This is a genomic window from Acinetobacter sp. Ac_3412, assembly GCF_013072675.1.
GTDB lineage: Bacteria > Pseudomonadota > Gammaproteobacteria > Pseudomonadales > Moraxellaceae > Acinetobacter > Acinetobacter higginsii.
On the sequence record NZ_LXUJ01000011.1, the window covers coordinates 1 to 20,953 of the forward strand.

Here is a 20,953-nt window from a genome sequence, read left to right on the forward strand (position 1 = left end):
AGGTTGGGGTGTTTTTTATTGCGTGAAGGAAATAAGTAGAAGAAATCGGCTAAAATCGGTTAAATCACTCTCAAAATTAACAATATAATGAAAATTTCTTTGCTCGTAGATCACCCAGAAGCGATTGGAAAAATTGCAAAGTGGTACTATAACGAATGGGCTTATCTCTCTTTACAGATTACCGAAGAAATGATGCATCAAAAGGTGCTGGAAAAATCAGCTAATCGTGATGTTATTCCTTTAGCAATCGTAGCTCATCATGAAAATGAATTGATCGGTGCCTTAGAACTGAAGCTACGAGAGAATAAAAACTATCCAGAATATGAGCATTGGATCGGTGGGATTTTTGTTGATCCTTTATGGCGAGGGCAAGGTGTTGCCAGCCAAATGATTACGATGGCACAAGAAAAAGCCAGAGAATTAGGCGTAACCATGCTGTATTTACAATGTGAAAGTCATAATATTTCACTATACCAAAGACATGGTTTTAAAGTGCTACATCAAGCCAATCACCATACGGTAGAAGCAACTATTATGAGATATCAACAATAAGAATTGCGAAGTTATGACTTTGTTTGGAGATACGATGGAACAAAAGTTATTTCAAGCTGCGAAAGTTTTTATGGAGAGCCGTTATCCTAAAGGCTGGGGTGGTGTTGCTGCACTCGCCACTGAGAGTGGCAAAATTTTGATTAGTGTTGCGCCTGAAACACGAAATGATGCTTTATCACTTTGTATGGAAGTCGGGGCATGCTTGGAGGCACATAAAATCAATGAAAAAATTACACATTCCCTCTGTATATGTAGAGCGTCGGAACATTCAAATATTCTAATTTTAACACCTTGTGGAATCTGCCAAGAGCGTCTTTCCTATTGGGGAGGAGATGTTCTAGTGGCAGTGAGTACAGCTGAGAACAAATTATTATTTAAATCCTTAAGAGAATTGATGCCCTACCATTGGTCGATGGTGAATGGAGTACAGCTTTGATGCGGTATAAGCAAAAGTTGTCCGTATTTAAAGAATTAGGATAGTAAGTATATGCTGAGTTATCGTCTTCTCTGCTCTGATAGTGAAACTGATATAGCCAGTATTCAAGCTGTATTTGAGGCTAGTCCAAATTATTTTAAACTTATTCAAGGATATAGTGCAGAGAAAAATGCTGCTCGAAACGATCTAAAAGCTGTACCGAGTGGACATCCATTTACTGCAAAGTTTTTTTACGCGATTTATCATAAAGAACAGATAATTGGTTGTATTGATCTTCTGCGAGGTTATCCCGAGTCATCAATAGTATTTATTGGACTGCTATTATTTATAGAGTCTCATCAATGTTTAGGCTATGGCCCGCAAGCAGTCCATTTTATTTCGGGTCTTGCGAATACTTGGGGATGTGATCGGTTGAGAATTGCAGTGGTTCAATCAAATGAACCTGCATTTGCATTTTGGTCAAAGGAAGGTTTTGTAGAACTTTATCGTAAAGAACTCAGTGAATATGTTGCTCCCGTCATTGTTATGGAGAAACTGCTAACTTTTAAATGAGAGGAACTAAATGAAACTCAACTCTTTTTCACCACTGCCTGAAGATGATGCAGAATTACATCTTCCTGAGCTGGTGTATTGGGCATCCCTTGGTGATTTGGAACAAGTAGAGCAACTATTGGCCGAGGGGATAGATCCAAACCAAACCGATGATGACGGTTATAGTGCATTACAGGCTGCTGCAGAGAACGATTATTTGGCGGTGGTGAAGCTACTCGTGAGTAAGGGTGCAAATGTGGCGTATAAAAGCGAATATACGGCCCTACAGCTTGCTGAAATGGCAGAGCATAGCGAAGTGGTTGCGTATCTTAAAAGTCTTTAAATCACCTATAAACATGATAGATAAAAAGAAGCCCCATCATCCTGACGGGGCTTCTTCATATTCAGTTTATGTCGTTGATATCCTATTAACGACCACGTCCTGTGCGTTTTATTATTCTCAATGAGACTTCCTGTCTCTCTATGATTTATATGATAGGCGAAGAGTTTGTATTGGGGTATTCGCCAATCACTGCGATTGTTGTAGGTTTTGGCTTACATTAAGGAGGAGAGCTTAGTGATTGGATATAAAAAACGGAATCTAAAGATTCCGTTTCTCACTTTATTACGATTTAGAAATGGATATCTAAGCCGATATAAGGACCTTTAAAGTTAAATTTAAGGTCATTTTTTTCGTAATCATCTAGTTTGACATCGAGGATACGATAGCCTGCTTTTAAGCCAACATCGACCAAGAGATTATCAATAAAGTTGTATTGTAGTTCGGCTTGGGCATCGGTGATTTTAGCGTCGTTAAAGTTGCTATATAGCAATTCAGCTTTAGCGCTTAAGCCTGTGAAAGGTAGTTTTACCCCAGCTGATCCATAAATGACAGGAACCGTTTTATCGATATCAGTTTTGCTTAGGCCTAGTGTTTTTACATCACCGTTCAGGTTAGTGGCACCTAGACCAACATCTGCATTTACGATGGTGTCTAAGATTTCATAATACAAAATGAAGTCGGTATGATCGATATTCAGATCATAAACAGGCTGACCTGCAACTTCATTTTCAGTTTGTGATTTTAAATTTACATAGCGAATTTTTGCATTTGGAATCAGTGGAATCGGGTGTTCAAATGCAAGCGAGACTTGTGCAGAACCTTTACGATCAAGGTCTTGATCTGGTGCAGAAGTTTGCGCAGCCATATTGGCTTCACCATTGTAATTCCAATAGCTAAGATCGCCTTTTACACCAATCATATCCGCTTGCGCCAGACCACAAAAGCTTGTCCCTAAAGCAAGCATTGATATTTTTAATATTTTCATTGCATTGTCCTAATCAGTATCAAAAACCGTAATGAATTGTTGTGAATTCATCAGCGAATGGGCGAATCATATAGTGATCTTGGAAAATATGCAGTAGTCTAATTTTAAATTTTTATAACGGGATCAAGAATAATGACAGATACAACAAGCGTGCGGGATTATCCACTGTATGTCGCGGGAAAAGCGGTAAGCACGGGGCAATGGCTTGAAGTACATGATAAGTATCGAAATACCGTCTATGCTCGTGTTGCTCTGGCCGATGCCAAAGTACTTGAAAAAGCCATTTCTGCTTCAGTAAAAGCAGAACAGGAAATGGCAGCATTAAAGCCCTTTCAAAAACAACAGATCTTATTGCATTGTGTAAAGCGCTTTAATGAACTGCGTGAAGAATTGACTGAAATCCTGATTGCCGAAGGGGGCAAGCCGCGAGGTGCAGCAAGTGCAGAAGTTGAACGTCTGATTAATACCTTCCAATTGGCAGCAGATGCAGTGACGCAGCTGGACGATGGCCGCATGTTGCCCTTGGCGGTGACACCTGCAGCAGCCCGTTTTCGAGGTATGGTTAAACATGTGCCAATTGGTGCGATTTCCTTAATCAGTCCGTTTAATTTCCCTCTGAATCTGGTGGCACATAAGATTGCGCCTGCGATTGCAGCAGGCTGTCCTTTTGTTTTAAAACCTGCCAGTTTGACTCCAATCAGTGCATTAATGATCGCCAAGGTATTAGCTGAAACAGATCTACCGAAAGGTTCATGGTCGATCTTGCCGTGTGACCGTCAAGCAGCAGATATTTTGGTGACCGATGATCGCTTTAAATTACTCAGCTTTACAGGTTCAGATCAAGTCGGTTGGGATATGAAAGCACGTGCAGGTCGCAAGAAAGTCACCTTAGAACTAGGCGGTAATGCTGCGGTTCTGATCGATGCAGATACCGTGATTGATGAGGCACTTATAGATCGTTTGATTAGTGCCGCTTACGGGCATGCGGGGCAGGTCTGTATCAGTGTGCAGCGGATTTTAGTTCATGCTGATATTTATGCAGAAGTGAAAAAGAAACTGGTCGCAAAATTGAAAAAAATCAAAGTGGATGATCCTGGTTTAGCAACGACATTGGTTGGGCCAATGATTAAGGAAGCTGAGGCTGTTCGCCTAAAAAAATGGCTGGATAAAGCCGAGAAAAAAGGAGCAAAAATACTCACAGGAGGAAGTTTACAAGGCATGTTGTTTGAACCTGCTTTGCTGGAAAATGTAGATGCCAAGCTGGAAATCTATAAAGATGAAGCCTTTGGTCCTGTGGCGATCCTCGAAAAATTTAAGGATTTTGAGCAGGGTATTGCCACCATTAATCAAAGTCGTTTTGGTTTACAGGCGGGTGTATATACGCAGAATCTGAATAAGATGCTGTATGCATGGGATCATTTACATGTCGGAGGTGTGATTATTAACGATGTCCCAACTTTCCGTGTCGATAATATGCCTTATGGCGGCGTGAAGGATTCTGGCCTTGGTCGGGAAGGGATTCATTCTGCAATTCGGGATATGCAAGAGGAAAGGTTATTAGCCATCAAACAATAAAAAAGATTGTGGCCCAAGCGGAGTTTTAGCTTCGCTTGATTGTTTTATGTACTTGATTTTTATAAGTTGACTGCAAGGTCAAAATTACAGTCTGTTGAAAAATAATCAGTTGTTTAAAAAAGATGACTTTTTCTTTCAGAATTTACAGTAAAAAGAAATAAAAACAGGTATTGTTCGGCTATTAAAAGCAGAAAAACAAAGCCCAATCTTTAAGGAAGATGGTTTGGTTTTTGCTTTGTTTGTCCATGTAAACGGAGACCCACAAGGTTGAAATTTCATGCAAGCAAAACAAGATTTTTTATGGCACTTTTCATGTCTGTTGGATAATAAAAACCTAACACAGCATGGAATAGCCAGCAGGACAACTTAGGTGTTTTATGGCAGATTCTCGTGAAAACTGGACATCACGATCTGGTTTTATTATTGCAGCTGTTGGTTCAGCTGTAGGTTTAGGTAACATTTGGCGTTTCCCTTATGTTGCTTATGAAAATGGCGGCGGGGCGTTTCTTATCCCTTATTTACTGGCGTTGATTACCGCTGGTTTACCTCTTTTATTCTTGGATTATGCAACAGGTCATCGTGCGCGTAATTCACCACCAAAAGCATATCGTGCGCTATTTAAAGGCGGTGAGACACTCGGTTGGTGGCAAGTCTGTGTCTGTATCATCATTGGTTTGTACTATGCCAGCGTACTGACTTGGGCAGGTAGTTATGTCTACTTCTCAATTGGTCAGGCGTGGGGCAGTGACCCAGAAAGCTTCTTCTTCAATACGTATTTGCAGACCTCGAAAGCAACTGGCTTCGATCTACAATTTGTGAGTCATTTGTTCTGGCCAATCGTTGGTATTTGGGCACTGACTTTAATCATTTTGTATGGCGGTGTGAAGAAGGGTGTTGAATTATCGAATAAGATTTTCATGCCGTTGTTATTCGTCTTGTTTACGGTTCTTGTGATTCAGTCATTACGTTTACCTGGTGCGGTAGAAGGCTTAAATGCATTCTTTACTCCGAACTGGTCAGCGATGATGAATTATAAAGTTTGGTTAGCTGCCTATGGTCATACTTTCTTCTCGTTGTCTGTTGGCTTCGGGATCATGGTGACCTATGCCTCTTACTTAAAACCTAAAACTAACTTAACTGGTTCAGGCTTGATCGTTGGTTTTGCCAATGCATCAACAGAGATTTTGGCGGGTATTGGTATTTTTGCGGCATTGGGCTTTATGGCACATGCGGCAGGTAAAGAAGTACACGATGTTGTGAGTGGTGGTATTGGTCTAGCATTCATCGCATTCCCTAAAATCATTTCAAGTTTAGGGGCGGGTGCAGATTTATTTGGTTTCTTATTCTTCTCTTCGCTATTTGTTGCGGGTATCTCTTCCATGGTCAGTATTTTGGAAGTGCCAATCGCGGCAATGCAGGACAAGTTGAAATGGGGCCGTACCAAAGCTGTAACCATTATTGGTGGTGGTAGTGCACTTGTTTCAGTGATCTTATTCTCAAGTGTAAATGCGATTAAACTGGTGGATATCGTCGATCACTTCATCAATAACATCGGTATTATTGGTGGTGCATTGATCTCGATCATTAGTATTGCTTGGTTTAAACGTTCTGCCTTGCGTGAACTACGTGATCATGTGAATCGTATTTCGACGATTCAATTGGGCAAAGGTTGGGATTTCACTTTAACGGTGATCACATCGTTGATTTTATTAACCACCTTAAGCATGACCGTATTTAACTTGGTGAAAAACGGTTACGATAGTTATAGCATGAGCTTACAAGGCATTTTTGGATGGGGCAGCGTGATTTTCTGTGCTGTCGTTGCAATTGTACTCAGCCGAATCAAAGATCGCTAGGAGAACAAATATGAATACTTCAGCAATCGTAATGATGGTGATTTCAATGGTGTTTTTATGGGGTGGTTTAGCATTGTCTATTCTGCACTTATCCAAAAACCCAGAAGAACTCGATGAGGTTCTGGAAGAAGTCAAAGATCAGCATACGCTTTAAAAATAGATTTAAAAAAAGCAGGCCTAAAGCCTGCTTTTTTTATTATGCCAATTTTTTAATCAGGCAATAATAGAAACCATCACCAGCATGTGCAGAAGGGAACAGCTGACGACCATGGGTCTGTTCAAGGCCCCAATCGGCTTCGATTTTAATTTCTTCTGCATCCGCATGCTCTGCAAAGAATGCCGCCATTTGCTGCTCATTTTCAGCTTTTAGAATCGAGCAAGTGATATATAGCAAAGTGCCGTCGACTTTAAGCTGTTGCCACATCTGCTGCAAAATCTGTTGTTGTAACGCAACGGTTTGCGCGATATCGGTCGACTGTCTAAGCAGACGAATATCGGGGTGGCGACGAATCACACCGGTTGCAGAACAAGGCGCATCCAGCACGATACAATCGACGGGTTCTGGTGCCTGCCAAGTCGTTGCATCAGCGGTAATAATCTCAACAATGTTCTGATCTAGAGCAAGACGTTCTAAATTTTCAGAAACACGCAGTAAACGTTTGGCATCATGATCAAGCGCAATCAATTTTTTAGGGTTAAAGCGCTCAAGAATATGCGCAGTTTTACCCCCCGGTGCAGCACAGGCATCGACAACAACTTGGTCATCTAAGTTTGGTAAAAGCGTCGCACACAATTGTGCATGTTCATCTTGAACAGAAAAACCGCCTTCTTCGAAACCGGGTAAATGGGTAATATTGCCCGTTTGTTCCAGAACAATACCCACATCTGAAAGCGTGCAAGGACGAGCGTCAATCTGTTCTTCGTCCAAAATTTCTAGATATTCGTCGCGACTGACTTGGCGTTCATTAATACGCAGGGTCAGTGGCGCGACTTGTTTTAAGGCTTGGCATAGCGGCTCTACTTGCTCAGGCCAATCTTTTTTGAGTCGTTTGAATAACCAGCTTGGTAAACCATGGGTATTATTCAACGCGGTTTGAAACTCATCTGTTTCACGTGAAACACGACGCAGAATCGCATTGACCAAACCACTCATTGGCTCGAAACCGAGTTGCTTAGCCGCATTTACAGTTTCTGAAATCGCAGCATGTACTGGAATACGCGTACATAAAATTTGATATAAACCCAGATATAAACAACTTTCTAGTGCTTCATTGTCTAATGGTTTTGTGAGCAAGGGTAAGGTAATGGCTTTTAACGAATACCATTGGCGTAAACAACCTAAAGTAAGCTCGTGATATAAACCACGGTCACGTTCAGAAACGATATTGATATGTTGATTCAAAACAGAAGACAAAGATTGCCCATTTTGAACCGCCAAAAGTGTTTTGATCACCTGCGCACGCAGATTCAAATTTTTTGCAGATGATTGATTCGATTGGTTCATGGGAGAATTTGTCCAAGATGTAATTTTTGAGTTTGGGCAATTTGAACTGGATTGAGGGCTTTAGCACCTGGCCATTGCAAACTGGTTAAGCACACTGCGCTATTGTCGCCACAGGCAACATGCACGCCTTGTTTATCGATCGCAAGGATTTCACCGACTTGTGCATCGGCTTTGCTGAGCTGCGAAAGTGTAGAACCCCAAACACGTAAGGCATTGTTTTCATCGAGCTGAATAAAAGCGACTGGCCAAGGATTGAAGGCACGGATATTACGGTCGATTTGCACTGCGCTTTGCTTCCAGTCAATACGCGCTTCTGCTTTGACTAACTTATGCGCATAGACTGTCAGTGCCTCATCTTGCACTTCACGTTTTTCAATAAAATCCTGCAAGCTTTGTTCTGATTCAAGCACGGTACAAATCGCTTCAGCACCTTGAACAGCCAATTTGTCATGCAAGCTGGCGGTGGTATCTTCCGCAGTAATTGGGCAATAGGTTTTATACATCATATCGCCAGTATCTAAGCCAGCTGCCATTTGCATGATGGTAATCCCTGTTTCAGTATCCCCTGTGGCAATGGCACGTTGAATCGGGGCAGCACCACGCCAGCGGGGTAGCAATGAACCATGAATATTTAAACAACCGTATTTCGGGGTATCCAAAACCGCTTGCGGTAAAATCAAACCGTAGGCTGCGACCACCATCACATCTGCGCCAAGTGCAGCAAGCTCTTGTCGGGCTGCTAAGCCTTCTTCTGTAGACGCTTTAAAATTCAAAGGTTGATAAACAGCTAAACCGTGCTCAAGTGCTAATTGTTTAACAGGAGAAGGTGTTAATTTTTGCCCGCGTCCTGATTTACGGTCAGGTTGGGTATAAACCGCAATGATCTGGTGGGATGTTTTTAATAATGCCGCCAATGCGGTTGCCGCAAATTCAGGCGTACCAGCAAAAATGATTTTCACAAATGGAATCCAAATAAAACTTATCTCAAATTATAAGCGAAAAAGCCACGAGCCCCTAATTCACGGACTGAATTGCTTTTGTGCAAAAAAGATAGGCCTGTTGGTCATCTGTTAAACGATAACTTGTAGTATGATGCAAAGAGCTCAGTATCATTTCGCCAGAGAGAAAGTCTTATTTTTCTCGAGCACACACTTGTTGGGAATACAAAATGCCTGATTATCGTTCGAAAACATCAACACATGGAAGAAATATGGCGGGCGCGCGTGGTTTATGGCGTGCGACTGGTATGAAAGATGAAGATTTTGGCAAGCCAATTATTGCGGTGGTCAACTCATTTACCCAGTTTGTTCCCGGTCACGTGCATCTTAAAGATTTAGGTCAACTTGTTGCGAGAGAAATTGAAGCTTCTGGTGGTGTGGCAAAAGAATTTAATACCATTGCTGTCGATGACGGCATTGCCATGGGCCATGACGGGATGCTGTATTCACTGCCATCACGTGATTTGATTGCCGATTCTGTGGAATACATGGTCAATGCCCATTGTGCCGATGCCATGGTGTGTATCTCGAACTGTGACAAGATCACACCGGGAATGCTGATGGCTGCGATGCGCTTGAACATCCCAGTGGTGTTCGTGTCTGGTGGTCCAATGGAAGCGGGTAAAGTCAAATTCCGCGGTGATGAAAAGGCGATTGACCTGGTTGATGCCATGGTGGTTGCAGCAGACGAAAGCTATACCGATGAAGAAGTTGCGGCATTTGAACGCTCGGCATGTCCGACGTGTGGTTCATGTTCAGGGATGTTCACGGCTAACTCAATGAACTGCTTAACCGAAGCTTTAGGTTTGTCTCTACCGGGTAATGGTTCGATCGTTGCGACGCATGCCAACCGTGAAAAATTGTTCTTAAGAGCAGGTCGTTTAGTGGTTGAACTGGCGAAACGTTATTATGAACAGAATGATGACAGCATTTTGCCACGCTCAATCGCAACCAAAGCCGCATTTGAAAATGCCATGACCTTGGATATCGCAATGGGTGGTTCAACCAATACCGTATTGCATTTGCTTGCGGCTGCACATGAAGCAGAAGTTGATTTCACAATGGATGATATCGACCGACTGTCTCGTCAAGTACCGGTATTGTCAAAAGTTGCACCTGCAAAACAAGACGTACATATGGAAGATGTGCACCGTGCCGGTGGCATCATGGCGATCTTGGGCGAACTGGATCGTGCGAATTTACTGAATACCTCTTGCCCAACTGTGCATGAGCCTACGCTGAAAGATGCATTAGACAAGTGGGATATTATCCGTACTGAAGATGCGGACGTTTATGAATTCTATCGTTCGTCTCCGGGTGGTATTCCAACGCAAGTGGCATTCTCGCAAAACCGTTATTATTCAACTTTAGATGGCGACCGTGAGAAAGGCGTAATTCGTAATGCTGAACATGCGTTCTCTCAAGATGGTGGTTTAGCCGTTCTTTACGGCAACATCGCTCTAGATGGCTGTATCGTAAAAACAGCGGGTGTGGATGAGTCGATTCTTAAATTTACCGGTACAGCACGCGTTTTTGAAAGCCAAGATGCAGCGGTTGAAGCGATTTTGGATCATAAAATCGTTGCGGGCGATATCGTAGTGATTCGTTACGAAGGACCACGTGGTGGACCAGGGATGCAGGAAATGTTGTATCCAACCAGTTACTTGAAGTCGAAAGGTTTAGGTAAAGACTGTGCCTTGATTACCGATGGTCGTTTCTCGGGCGGATCATCTGGTTTGTCGATTGGTCACGTGTCTCCTGAAGCAGCAGAAGGTGGTGCCATTGGTCTGGTTGAAGATGGTGATACCATTCAAATCGATATCCCGAATCGTACCATTCATCTTGATATCGACGATGCAACCATGGCGCATCGCCGTACCGTGCAAGAAGCCAAAGGTTGGCATCCAGCAGAAGAACGTAAACGTAAAGTGTCTAAGTCATTGAAGATTTACGCAATGCATTCGACCAGCGCAGCCAAAGGCGCAGTACGAGTTTTGTAATCCCGTTTAGTCCCTCTTTCAATTAAGGGGGACTTTTTTGTTATTTTATAAGATACTGAACAGACTTATTGACTCACTTGTTCCAACCCAAGTTTGAGTATATCGATTCCTATTTCACTTTATGACCATTAGAGGCTATCGACATGTCTTTGTTACGTCGTTGGTTTGATCCCCTCCGATCGAGTTGGTTCTATCAGAAACCTTCACGTCAGGCGGTGTTACCCACGGAACAGGGTTTAAGCATTTACCTGCGTCTAGACGATGTTTATAGCTATCTTGCGGTACAACAACTGGATCAGCTCAATGAAATCCTGAGTGATGAGTTGAAACCTCTAAAAGTGATTATTTCAAGGCAGGACGCAGAGCCTCCGAATGGCATGTCCATGCAGGAATGGCTCAGTTACTGTTTAAATGATGCCAAGATTCTTGCCAAGCAACATCGTTTTGGCTTTGATGACACCCCAGAAATCCCCAGCGCAGAAGCATTACAACAAGCTGAAACCATTCTTCGAAACACCCCCTTACGTGAACAGAACTTCTTACATTTACTGGAAGATGTGTTCCATATGCTGTGGCAACAACAATACGGCAAATTACGTACCCTGTATGCCATGGCCAGTCGGCACCAAAGCCCTCAAGATTATCCTGAATGCATTTTTAAAGATGTGCCCGTTGCCGCCAGCTATTTCGAATTTGGTGAGCGGAAATATCAAGCGGTCGATGATTTATTGCGTTTAACCCGCCGTCTAAAACAGCAAAAATTGCTGACGGGAAATCCTATTTTTCTGATCAATCATATCGAATGGCGCGAGCATTTGATTAATGATGGTGAGGCGCTCAATGAAGTGCAGGCCATGCATCCCGAGCTAGATTTATATATCGCGCTTGAAGATCCAATGAGCTGGTTATTATTGGCCTATATCAAAGAAGAACTGGCCAATTATTATAATATCCAGTTGAAGGTTTATCCCTTGAGTTATCACGGGCGAGACTGGTTTGACTGGAGCTTGGCGACTCGTGTTTCCAAGCGCACCCAAGTGGCATTTACCCCATTCTGCCGTCCAACCAAGGAAGCGACGTATGAAATGGCACGACTGTTTTATAGTGTGCCTGAAGAACAGCAGGTGGATTGTATCCATCAGATTTTTGAAGGGGTATGGACGCGTGGTAAAGACTTGTCGTTTAAGGCCCATTTTCAGCGCATGCAAAAGCGTTTAGAGATTGGACAAATCACTGAGCAAGATGTGGAGGCATTACTGAAACAGAATGATGAACTGTGTCAGCAAAAGCATCAGCCAGATTTTCCTGTACTGGAATTACGTATAGATGGACAGAGCTATGTTTTTAATAGTCTGTATCGGGTCTGGATGATTGAAAGCATTATCAGCAATGTGTTGGAAGATAAATATAGAACCGCCTCAAGCTCTGCCTGAGGCCCGCTCCCAAAAATAAGAATAGGGCAAACTTGGCTTTTTTCGTAGCATAACTCCGATGCAAGATCGGAGATTCGGGCGTGACTTTTTTAGCAATTATTGTGATGGTATTTGTCTTTGCGGGCATGATTAAAGGCATGATCGGCTTAGGTTTACCTGCGGTCTCCATGGGACTGCTCACGATTGCCATGAGTCCATTTCAGGCTGCTTCACTGCTGATTGTTCCGTCCATGATCACCAATATCTGGCAACTGTTTGCTGAGGGTCGGGTTTGGACCTTTGTGCGCCGCTTCTGGTCTTTGTTGCTTGGAATTGTGGTTGGATCAGTCTGGAGTTTTTTACCCACTTTAAGCCAAAGCCATGGCCAAAGCAGTGAAATTCTATTGGGTACGATGCTGATACTGTACGGGCTTTATGGTTTATGCGTTAAGAATTTGCCTCACTTGGGCAAATATGAGCGTTGGCTCTCACCTGTGGTCGGTTATATCGGTGGGGCGGTGACCGTAGCAACAGGTGTAGTGATTATTCCCGTAGTGCCTTATTTACAGTCTTTGCATTTAAAACGGGATGAGCTGGTTCAGGCTTTGGGCTTAACCTTTACCGTGTCCACCATTTGCCTCGCCGTATTTTTACAGCATAACCCGATGGCAGGCATCGCTCTGGATTATCGCCTATCCATCGTAGCTTTGATTGCGGCTTTAATGGGTATGTGGTTGGGTAAAAAAATCCGCTATCAATTGAATGAGCAGCGCTTCCGCCGCCTATTTTTTATGGGGTTGGTCGCATTAGGTGCGTATATGCTATCGCATTAATTTGGGGCTGAACTAAGGTCGATGTTGCAATAAAAAATCCGCAAACTGTTGATAAGTCTCGGGCAGTTGACTGAAATCCTGTGTTGCCAACAGCAGTTTCCGATTGGCCCATGCACCGAGTAGTTGTACGGTGTGGAAATCATAGTCGGGTTCTAAACGCTGTGCAGCACGGGCAGGCATAATCGCGATGCCAACACCTTTTGCCACCACTTCAGCAATCGCAGCGAAATTAGGCAAACGCAAACGGTATTGGATATTAAAACCGAGCAACTTGGCTTGGGTTTCGATGGATTGCTGCAAAGAATGATGCGGCATCAATCCAATAAAACCATAGTTTAGGGCCTCGACCAAATTCAATTGTTTGTGTTGGGCGAGAGCATGTGAGGCTGGGCAAATCAGCACCAAGGGATCACTGGCAAATTCTTGGGTCTGCAATGGGCGAATATCAAAGAAACTGGAAACCAAGCCGAGTTTGGCCATGCCTTTGCCGAGCGCCGCAATAATCTCTGAACTTTCAGCTTCATGCAGATCGATATTGATGTCTGGATGACGCATCAGATATTGCGGTAACAGCGGTGGCAGATATTCACTTTGTGCGGAGGAGTTGCACCACAGGGTTATGGATTCGGGTTGTTGTTGCCGAAAGCGTTGCATCTCTTGTTCAAGTTGGTCTTTTTGTCGGAGCAAACGTCGTGCATGTTCGGCTAAGGCATGACCTGCACTGGTGAGCTCAACACCTGTGGTGTGTCGAATGAATAAAGGCGTATCGAAATATTGTTCAAGTTTTTTGATGCGTTCACTGGCCGCTTGCAAGGAAATTGCAGAACGTTCTGCTCCTTTGGTCAGACTGCCTGTAGTGATGATATGCAGAAATAGCTGTAAATCAAAAAAATCAAAACGCATGATGGCAACGCATTGAAATGCAAAAAATCATCATACTAAACATCACTTAAATAAAGATAGTGGACTTAAGTGCAGCAAAAGCTCTTTTTGGTGAGGGGCGAAACGTTTAAGCCTGATCCAAAGGATGATCTTTAAACAACTGTACCATCCATTCAATAAATACCCGTTGTCGAGGTGAAACCCGTGTTTTTGAGGGGTAAAGCAAAGAAACAGGTAAAGAAGGAACAGCATATTGGGTTAACACAGGGCACAGCTGACCATTTTCGATTTGCTTTAAATGACCATAACGTGGCACTTGAATAATACCAAAGCCTTGTTCTGCCGCAGCAGAGTAGGTCTGCGCCCCATTGACCTGAATTAAGGAAGTTAAGTCATAAAACTCAAGCTGATGATTGATGATGAATTCTAAGGGAAGCGCTTTTTGTCGTGCGCTGGAGTAAAACCCCACCATAAAATGCTGTTTTAAATCACTCAGCGTATTCGGAGTACCATATTTTTTGAGGTATGCAGGGCTCGCGAGAGTGACTTGCGGGATCAGCCCTAAAGGTCTTACCACCAGTTCGTTATTATTTAAATGACCAATCCGAATCACACAGTCGATGCCTTCTTTAATCAGATCAACATAGCGATCACTTTCAGTCAATTGTAATTGAATTTGTGGATATTCTCCGAGAAACTGATGTAGTTTGGGCAGAATAAAATGCGCAGCAAAGATACCGTGAACCTCGACCTTTAAGCTACCTTGCGGTTTGGCATGTAAAAAATCATGATCTGATTCATCAATATAAGCCAGAATATATTTACAGCGTTGATAGTACAGATGGCCTTCGTCGGTCGGATTCACTTGTCGTGTGGTCCGAAACAGTAAGCGGGTATTCAACTGCATTTCCAACTGTTTAATCGCATCTGTCAGGGTCGAGCGTGGTAAGTTCAGGATCTGTGCTGCTTTGGTAAAACTTCGCTGTTCAACCACATGTACGAATGCCGACATTGCATTTAACTTGTCCATAGGCTTGATTCTTTTGTTCGGTCTATCCGTATAAAGAAGCCGAAATTTGATGGATTATCTTGTTCTCACTGAACAGTATCATAGATCGTATTCCGTGATAAGTTGAGTTGGACGAGGTTAAAAATGAATACACCAGCAAATGATAAAAAAGTGATTTTGATTACAGGTGCATCTCGAGGTATTGGTGCTTTTACCGCGGCCTTATTGGCACAGCAAGGCCATCAAATCGTGATTAATTATGCGCGCAATGATTTAGAAGCAAATCAGCTGGTCGAAAAAATTAAAGCTGCGGGTGGGACCGCAAGCGCATTTAAAGCAGATATCAGCCAGTCGCATCAGGTTGAGCAGCTATTTGAATATGTCATTCAACACTATGGGCGAGTGGATATTCTGATTAATAATGCGGGCATCATGTGCTTGCAAAAAATTGAAGCTTTAGATGATGAAACCATTGAAAAGGTTCTAGCAATTAATTTAAAAGGCAGCTTATATAGCATGCGAGAGGCGGCGAAACGACTTGAGCAGGGTGGGAAAATTATCAATCTTTCCAGTAGCGTGATTGGTATGAAGCTGGAAGGGTATGGCATTTATACCGCATCTAAAGCAGCCATCGAAGCTTTGACCGCAATCCTCGCCAAAGAATTAAGAGGAAAAAATATTACGGTTAATGCAATTGCACCTGGGCCAACAGCGACGGAGCTATTTTTTGAGGGCAAGAGCGAGGCATTGATTGCACAGTTGGCCAAAGCAGCCCCTTTAGAGCGTTTAGGCACAGTGGAAGATATTGCTGCGGTGCTTGATTTTGCCGTGAGTGATGCCAGTAACTGGATCAATGCACAGGTGATTAGAGCCAATGGTGGCATTATCTAGTCGAGGCATCTTTCCCAAAATAAAAAAGGCAGCTTACGCTGCCTTCAAGGTTTTAGTTTTTATCTTTTAGACTGAATAACAGGTTCAGGAAAATCGCAGCAAAAGTTGCGGTTCCAATACCACCTAAATTAAAGCTACCAAATAACAATTCAAAGTTGCCTGCACCTAAAATAATAGTGACAGAGGCAATGATCAGATTTTTATTGTTTGAGAAATCGACTTTGTTTTCGATCCAGATTTTTGCACCGGCAATGGTAATCAAACCAAACACCACAATTGAAGCACCTGTCAGAACTGCGGTTGGAATCGTACTAATCACTGCGCCAAACTTTGGAGAAAGACCCAAGAAAATAGCAAACACACCAGCGATCACGAACACGATGGTGGAATACACGCGGGTCACTGCCATTACCCCGATGTTTTCACCATAAGTGGTCATACCTGGTGCACCGACACTGCCCGATAAAGTGGTGGCCAAACCATCGGCAACAAAGGCTTTGCCCAATTGCGGAGTCAGGTTTTCGCCAGTCATTGCACCCACTGCTTTGATGTGTCCCAGATTCTCTGCCACTAAAATCAGTGCGACTGGTGCAATAATCAAAATCGCATTTAAATCAAAAGTTGGATGTGAAAAGCTTGGGATACCAAACCATGGCGCTGCTGCGATTTGGGAGAAATCAATCGGTTTGCCATAGCCTAAAACATTGGTGGCAATGGCATAAAGCGCATAGGCAATCAGTAGGCCAACGAGTAACAATAAACGCTGTAATAGCCCTTTGGTAAAGACTGCAATGATGCCCATACTTAGTACAGTGATGAGCGCCATCCACATCTCAAACGGTTGACCAGCAACCCCTTTAATGGTGACAGGTGCAAGGTTGAGACCAATGATCATCACGATCGCGCCAGTCACAACGGGTGGCATCAGTTTTTCAATCCAGCGTGTACCTGTCAGCATCACCGCAAAACCGATCAAGGCATAAAAAATACCACAGGCGACGATCCCGCCAAGTGCAACCGAAAGGTTAGGATTGGCCCCAGAGCCCGTGATATGTCCTGTTGCCGCAGCAACTACACCGATAAAGGCAAAACTTGAACCTAAATAGCTTGGTACGCGTCCACCAGTGATCAGGAAGAAAATGATGGTACAAATCCCTGACATTAAGATGGCAAGGTTTGGGCTAAAACCCATTAATAAGGGTGCAAGAACCGTTGCACCAAACATTGCAAATGCGTGTTGAACCCCGAGCACCGCACTTTGTAAGGGCGGTAAATATTCATTTGTCGCAACAGGGCGATGATCGATCTTCCCCTGATACGGCTGCCATTTTGGAAACCAACTTGACATAAATTAGACTCATTATGTGATATCAGCGCGTATGATACCCTGTCTTAAAACGAGCTTTCACCTATAAGCCATTGAGAATATTGCCAGAACAGGCATTATGGGTTTGTATTTTTACCTTTTGGTAAAATTTGTTTCAAAATAAGCTAGCGGTTTTATTATTTATTTTTGTGCTGATGCTTTGAAAAGTTAACTCTTTTATTTTCAAAATATTTTTTGAATTTTTTCTGTTTTTAAAATTTAGATGGCATATTTTGCCAGTCTTGCCATCAATAGGCAGAGTTCCTATTGATGGCAAAGTCGAGTTTAGTGCTTAACCTGTATTACGCAGACCCGCAGCAATCCCTGCAATACTGACCATCAAGGCATGATCGACAGGGCTGTGTTCGGTTTGGTGTTCAGCCAGATATAAACGACGACGTTTCATCAACTCCGCTTGTAATAAATGCAGTGGCAATAAATACGGTTTACGCACCTGCATGGATTGATCTAAAACCTCATTGTTGCTGAGCAGTTTAGATTCACCCTTTAAGCGCAGCAGGGTATCCACCGCATTTTGCAGCCGCTGGCGTAACTCCACGCCAAGCACCTTTAAGTCCTGATCTTGGGTCAGATGTGATTCATAATACAGGGCAATATCGGCATCAGACTTAGACAATACCATTTCCAGCATATCAATCAGGGTTTGGAAATAAGGCCATTGTTCCAGCATCTCATTCAAAGTGTTTTTATGCTGCTCATGCACTTGATTAATCGCCGTACCTGTACCTAACCAAGCAGGCAGCATCAAACGGATTTGGGTCCATGCAAACACCCATGGAATGGCACGCAGTGATTCAATACCGCCACTGACTTTACGTTTGGCTGGGCGTGAACCCAATGGCAGCATTTGCAGTTCCAGTTCTGGTGTAACTGTCCGTAGATAGCTGACAAAGTTTGGATTTTCACGCACAGTTTGACGATAGACCTTGACCGATAAATCAGTCATTTGATTCATCAAGTCACGCCATTGTTTTTTCGGTTCCGGTGGTGGGAGCAAAGTCGCTTCTAAAGTTGCAGCGGTATAGATTTCCAGATTTTGCAGCGCAATACCTTCTAGACCGAATTTGAAGCGAATCATCTCACCTTGTTCAGTCACTCGAATCGCACCTGAAATTGAGCCTGGTGGCTGCGAGAACAGGGCTTGTTGCGTTGGCGCACCACCACGACTGATTGAACCACCGCGACCATGAAACAAGGTCAATTGCACGCCATGTTGTTTGGCAATTGCAGTCAATTCTTCTTGGGCGCGGTATTGCGCCCAGTTGGCGGACATAAAGCCTGCATCTTTGGCAGAATCTGAATAGCCAATCATCACCTCATGTTTGCCTTGAATATGCTGTTTATACCAATGCATATTGAACAAGGTGGTCATGGTTTTGGCCGCGCCATCCAGATCTTTCAAGGTTTCAAATAAAGGCACGACGCGTAGCGGATGTTGAATCCCAGCTTCCTTTTGCAACAATAAAACTGCGAGCACATCACTTGGATATTCTGCCATCGAAATGATATAGGCACCCAAGCTCTCGGTTGGCTGTTCCGCCAAGGTACGCATGGTGGCAAATACTTCCAGTACGTCTGGATGCTGAATCAGGCTGCCTTCAGGTTCATTGAAGAACTTCGGTAATAATGGACGTTTGCTTTGCAGCTCTTGGATCAGGAAGTTTTGACGTGCTTGTTCTGTCCATGATTCAAAATTGCCAAGACCCAGATATTCAGTAATGGCAGAAATGGCCTGACGGTGACGGCCCGATTCTTGACGAATATCCAGCTTGAGCAGTTCTATGCCGAAACAGTTGACCCGATAAATGAAATCCAGCAATTGTCCATTGGCGATTTCGGCTAAGTTACTGTCAATCAACGAGCGATAGCAAAGCAGTAAAGGGGCTAATAGTTCATCTTTATCTTTGATGATATTGCTGTCATCGGCTTCAGCCCCTTGTAAGCGTTGTCCCAACCAATAGCGGGTGGCTTTTAAACGTTCACGGGTGTCGCGCAGATATTCACGATACGGTTCAGGGTGTTCATAGCCCAATGCCTGAGTCAGTTCTTCAGAACAACTTTGAATCGACAGTTCCCAACGCAGATTTTCAATATCACGCAGATACAAATCAGCAGCTTGCCAACGTGATAGCCACAGCACTTCTTGGGTGACTTGATGGGTGACATTTGGATTGCCATCGCGGTCACCGCCCATCCATGAAGCAAAACGGATCGGTGCAATGCTCAAAGGTAAGGCATGCTCACAATGCTGCTGCGTGAGTTCATTCAGTTCACGTACGAATTTCGGTACTGCATTCCAGAGCGACTGCTCGATGGTGGCAAAGCCCCATTTGGCTTCATCGACAGGAGTTGGGCGATGCTGACGAATCTCATCGGTTTGCCATGCTGAGCTGACCAATTGCTTCAGGGTAGCGATGGTCTGTTGGCGTTCTCTTGGTGTCAGTTTTTGTTGATCTAACTGTGAAAGACAGTCAGTAATATCATCATATTTTTGAATGAGGGTGCGACGGCTGACCTCGGTTGGGTGTGCTGTCAGTACCAGTTCAATTTTTAAATCACAGATCTGTTGGAATAATTGCTGTGCATTGATTTGTTGGGTTTTGAATTTTTCGAATAAATGTGGCAGCGGGTTTGGGCTAGGCGCGTGCTCATCAAACTCGGCCTGACGACGGCTGCGCACCACATGATATTGTTCAGCAATATTGGCGAAATTGAGAAAATGTGAGAATGCGCGGGTTAGCGGCAAAATCTCTTCATCTTTTAAACCGAGAAACAATTGTTCGAGCTGTTTTTCTGCTTCGATCTGGCCGTCACGTGCACCTTTGGCTAATGCGCGAATTTGCTCAATCTGATTAAACAAATCTTGCCCAGCATGTTGCTTTAAGGTCTCTCCGAGTAAATTGCCCAGTAAGCGGACATCTTCACGTAATGGAGCAGTGATTTGCTGAATCATTCTAATTCTCCTGTTGTTCTCATTCGACTATAGCGCGATTGAGAGACATTCCAAGAGCAGAACGTAAAAAAATGTGAATTTTCTCTAAATTGTCGGTTGATATTTAAGCATAAAAATTTCGATTGCATGTTCAATCATTTGATCGATTTCAGTTGCGCTTGGCACAGGGGCTAGACCCAGCAACACTTGCTGATGACGAATACCCAACATCAGCGAGATGATTAACTCAGTTTGCTTGAGTGGTTCATCTGCGCGAATAAATTTAAAGGCGATCGCCTGTTCAAAGAAATCACACCAGACATTGCACATGCGGGTATGTGATGCATCAAAAAATTGTTGGGTTAAGGGGCTTTGTTCTGCGGCTAATTCAAACAGTAGGCAATCTAATTTCAGTGCTTCAGGCAGATAAATAATACTCAATGCACGCTGACACATGAGCACCAGTGCCTGTTTAAAATCAGCATCTGCGGTCAGTTCAATCTGTTTGGTTCGAATTGATTCTTCACAGCTTTCTTCAATCGCGCAGATAAACAGATTGCCCTTATCTTGGAAGTGGTTATACACCGTGAGTTTGGTCACACCCGCTTCTTTGGCAATCTGATTCATATTGGTGGCGTGATAGCCCATTTTTAAAAATATAGATTTTGCAGCCTGTAAAATCTTGGCTCTTTTTTCTAAATCTTTAGGGCGACCACTGTTGATTTGCACGTTACCGTTCTCTTTTAATTAATTTAAAAATCAAAATTCTAGCTTTAATTTTTAATTAGTGTACTCGCGGGTATATTAATTAAAAAATAAACAATCTA

The 20,953-nt window shown here is 43.3% G+C and carries 19 protein-coding genes; 11 read left to right on the forward strand and 8 right to left on the reverse strand.

Annotated features, from left to right (window positions below; genetic code table 11):
* Nucleotides 1-87: 87 nt before the first annotated feature.
* From A7P54_RS12765 to A7P54_RS12780, 4 genes are read left to right on the forward strand one after another with little or no spacing between them, the layout of a single operon-like run.
* Nucleotides 88-552: a GNAT family N-acetyltransferase gene (locus tag A7P54_RS12765; RefSeq protein WP_005201751.1), complete on the forward strand. Its 465-nt coding sequence runs from the start codon at nucleotides 88-90 to the stop codon at nucleotides 550-552.
* Nucleotides 553-586: 34 nt separating this feature from the next.
* Entirely contained in the window at nucleotides 587-988 is a 402-nt protein-coding gene (locus tag A7P54_RS12770) for a cytidine deaminase (RefSeq protein ID WP_004656887.1), read from the forward strand.
* A 51-nt stretch (nucleotides 989-1,039) separates the two neighbouring features.
* Complete coding sequence (locus A7P54_RS12775) at nucleotides 1,040-1,540, forward strand: GNAT family N-acetyltransferase (protein ID WP_033134192.1); 501 nt, start codon at nucleotides 1,040-1,042, stop codon at nucleotides 1,538-1,540.
* Between the two features lie 10 nt (nucleotides 1,541-1,550).
* Entirely contained in the window at nucleotides 1,551-1,862 is a 312-nt protein-coding gene (locus A7P54_RS12780; protein WP_005201748.1) for an ankyrin repeat domain-containing protein, read from the forward strand.
* Nucleotides 1,863-2,151: 289 nt separating this feature from the next.
* Here the strand turns inward: A7P54_RS12780 and A7P54_RS12785 are convergent, their stop codons facing one another.
* Nucleotides 2,152-2,847 (reverse strand): TIGR04219 family outer membrane beta-barrel protein, encoded by a 696-nt coding sequence (locus A7P54_RS12785; protein ID WP_004803376.1) that lies wholly within the window; start codon nucleotides 2,845-2,847, stop codon nucleotides 2,152-2,154.
* Between the two features lie 132 nt (nucleotides 2,848-2,979).
* On the opposite strand from A7P54_RS12785, the gene A7P54_RS12790 reads away from it, so the two are divergent.
* From A7P54_RS12790 to A7P54_RS12800, 3 genes are all read left to right on the forward strand, one after another.
* Entirely contained in the window at nucleotides 2,980-4,422 is a 1,443-nt protein-coding gene (locus tag A7P54_RS12790) for an aldehyde dehydrogenase family protein (protein ID WP_171549817.1), read from the forward strand.
* A 377-nt stretch (nucleotides 4,423-4,799) separates the two neighbouring features.
* Nucleotides 4,800-6,278, forward strand: coding sequence for a sodium-dependent transporter (locus A7P54_RS12795; protein WP_005201740.1), 1,479 nt, complete (start codon nucleotides 4,800-4,802; stop codon nucleotides 6,276-6,278).
* 10 nt (nucleotides 6,279-6,288) lie between these two features.
* Nucleotides 6,289-6,432 (forward strand): methionine/alanine import family NSS transporter small subunit, encoded by a 144-nt coding sequence (locus tag A7P54_RS12800; protein WP_005201738.1) that lies wholly within the window; start codon nucleotides 6,289-6,291, stop codon nucleotides 6,430-6,432.
* Nucleotides 6,433-6,474: 42 nt separating this feature from the next.
* On the opposite strand, the gene rsmB is transcribed toward A7P54_RS12800, so the two are convergent.
* Together rsmB and fmt are read right to left on the reverse strand one after the other, a co-directional pair.
* Complete coding sequence (rsmB, locus tag A7P54_RS12805; protein WP_171549818.1) at nucleotides 6,475-7,782, reverse strand: 16S rRNA (cytosine(967)-C(5))-methyltransferase RsmB; 1,308 nt, start codon at nucleotides 7,780-7,782, stop codon at nucleotides 6,475-6,477.
* Nucleotides 7,779-8,741 carry a methionyl-tRNA formyltransferase gene (gene fmt, locus A7P54_RS12810; protein WP_171549819.1) on the reverse strand — a complete coding sequence of 321 codons (963 nt, stop codon included), beginning with the start codon at nucleotides 8,739-8,741 and terminating at the stop codon, nucleotides 7,779-7,781. The genes rsmB and fmt overlap by 4 nt, the downstream gene beginning before the upstream one ends.
* Nucleotides 8,742-8,950: 209 nt before the next feature.
* Between fmt and ilvD the strand changes: the two genes are divergently transcribed.
* The 3 genes from ilvD to A7P54_RS12825 all read left to right on the forward strand — a co-directional run bounded on the left by ilvD (nucleotide 8,951) and on the right by A7P54_RS12825 (nucleotide 13,025).
* A complete protein-coding gene (gene ilvD, locus A7P54_RS12815; protein WP_171549820.1) occupies nucleotides 8,951-10,780 on the forward strand; it encodes a dihydroxy-acid dehydratase in 1,830 nt (609 codons plus the stop codon).
* 143 nt (nucleotides 10,781-10,923) lie between these two features.
* Complete coding sequence (locus A7P54_RS12820) at nucleotides 10,924-12,213, forward strand: hypothetical protein (protein WP_171549821.1); 1,290 nt, start codon at nucleotides 10,924-10,926, stop codon at nucleotides 12,211-12,213.
* 80 nt (nucleotides 12,214-12,293) lie between these two features.
* Nucleotides 12,294-13,025, forward strand: coding sequence for a sulfite exporter TauE/SafE family protein (locus A7P54_RS12825; protein WP_354667340.1), 732 nt, complete (start codon nucleotides 12,294-12,296; stop codon nucleotides 13,023-13,025).
* Nucleotides 13,026-13,037: 12 nt separating this feature from the next.
* Here the strand turns inward: A7P54_RS12825 and A7P54_RS12830 are convergent, their stop codons facing one another.
* Together A7P54_RS12830 and A7P54_RS12835 are read right to left on the reverse strand one after the other, a co-directional pair.
* Complete coding sequence (locus A7P54_RS12830) at nucleotides 13,038-13,928, reverse strand: LysR family transcriptional regulator (RefSeq protein WP_171549822.1); 891 nt, start codon at nucleotides 13,926-13,928, stop codon at nucleotides 13,038-13,040.
* Nucleotides 13,929-14,034: 106 nt separating this feature from the next.
* Nucleotides 14,035-14,937, reverse strand: a complete 903-nt coding sequence (locus A7P54_RS12835) for a LysR family transcriptional regulator (RefSeq protein WP_171549823.1) — start codon at nucleotides 14,935-14,937, stop codon at nucleotides 14,035-14,037.
* A 123-nt stretch (nucleotides 14,938-15,060) separates the two neighbouring features.
* Here A7P54_RS12835 and A7P54_RS12840 point away from each other — a divergent pair, with 123 nt between their 5' ends.
* Nucleotides 15,061-15,807, forward strand: coding sequence for an SDR family oxidoreductase (locus tag A7P54_RS12840; protein WP_171549824.1), 747 nt, complete (start codon nucleotides 15,061-15,063; stop codon nucleotides 15,805-15,807).
* A gap of 52 nt (nucleotides 15,808-15,859) precedes the next feature.
* Here A7P54_RS12840 and A7P54_RS12845 read toward each other — a convergent pair whose 3' ends face one another.
* From A7P54_RS12845 to A7P54_RS12855, 3 genes are all read right to left on the reverse strand, one after another.
* Nucleotides 15,860-17,155 (reverse strand): solute carrier family 23 protein, encoded by a 1,296-nt coding sequence (locus A7P54_RS12845; RefSeq protein WP_004803411.1) that lies wholly within the window; start codon nucleotides 17,153-17,155, stop codon nucleotides 15,860-15,862.
* 310 nt (nucleotides 17,156-17,465) lie between these two features.
* On the reverse strand, nucleotides 17,466-20,147 hold the full coding sequence (gene ppc / locus A7P54_RS12850; protein ID WP_171549825.1) for a phosphoenolpyruvate carboxylase: 2,682 nt from the start codon (nucleotides 20,145-20,147) through the stop codon (nucleotides 17,466-17,468).
* An 84-nt stretch (nucleotides 20,148-20,231) separates the two neighbouring features.
* Complete coding sequence (locus A7P54_RS12855) at nucleotides 20,232-20,855, reverse strand: TetR family transcriptional regulator (protein ID WP_171549826.1); 624 nt, start codon at nucleotides 20,853-20,855, stop codon at nucleotides 20,232-20,234.
* Nucleotides 20,856-20,953: the final 98 nt, after the last annotated feature.

Coding starts and splice junctions, on each gene's coding strand:
- A7P54_RS12765 (WP_005201751.1), top strand. CDS start 88: ATGAAAATTTCTTTGCTCGTAGATCACCCAGAAGCGATTGGAAAAATT.
- A7P54_RS12770 (WP_004656887.1), top strand. CDS start 587: ATGGAACAAAAGTTATTTCAAGCTGCGAAAGTTTTTATGGAGAGCCGT.
- A7P54_RS12775 (WP_033134192.1), top strand. CDS start 1,040: ATGCTGAGTTATCGTCTTCTCTGCTCTGATAGTGAAACTGATATAGCC.
- A7P54_RS12780 (WP_005201748.1), top strand. CDS start 1,551: ATGAAACTCAACTCTTTTTCACCACTGCCTGAAGATGATGCAGAATTA.
- A7P54_RS12785 (WP_004803376.1), bottom strand. CDS start 2,847: ATGAAAATATTAAAAATATCAATGCTTGCTTTAGGGACAAGCTTTTGT.
- A7P54_RS12790 (WP_171549817.1), top strand. CDS start 2,980: ATGACAGATACAACAAGCGTGCGGGATTATCCACTGTATGTCGCGGGA.
- A7P54_RS12795 (WP_005201740.1), top strand. CDS start 4,800: ATGGCAGATTCTCGTGAAAACTGGACATCACGATCTGGTTTTATTATT.
- A7P54_RS12800 (WP_005201738.1), top strand. CDS start 6,289: ATGAATACTTCAGCAATCGTAATGATGGTGATTTCAATGGTGTTTTTA.
- rsmB (WP_171549818.1), bottom strand. CDS start 7,782: ATGAACCAATCGAATCAATCATCTGCAAAAAATTTGAATCTGCGTGCG.
- ilvD (WP_171549820.1), top strand. CDS start 8,951: ATGCCTGATTATCGTTCGAAAACATCAACACATGGAAGAAATATGGCG.
- A7P54_RS12820 (WP_171549821.1), top strand. CDS start 10,924: ATGTCTTTGTTACGTCGTTGGTTTGATCCCCTCCGATCGAGTTGGTTC.
- A7P54_RS12830 (WP_171549822.1), bottom strand. CDS start 13,928: ATGCGTTTTGATTTTTTTGATTTACAGCTATTTCTGCATATCATCACT.
- A7P54_RS12835 (WP_171549823.1), bottom strand. CDS start 14,937: ATGGACAAGTTAAATGCAATGTCGGCATTCGTACATGTGGTTGAACAG.
- A7P54_RS12840 (WP_171549824.1), top strand. CDS start 15,061: ATGAATACACCAGCAAATGATAAAAAAGTGATTTTGATTACAGGTGCA.
- A7P54_RS12845 (WP_004803411.1), bottom strand. CDS start 17,155: ATGTCAAGTTGGTTTCCAAAATGGCAGCCGTATCAGGGGAAGATCGAT.
- ppc (WP_171549825.1), bottom strand. CDS start 20,147: ATGATTCAGCAAATCACTGCTCCATTACGTGAAGATGTCCGCTTACTG.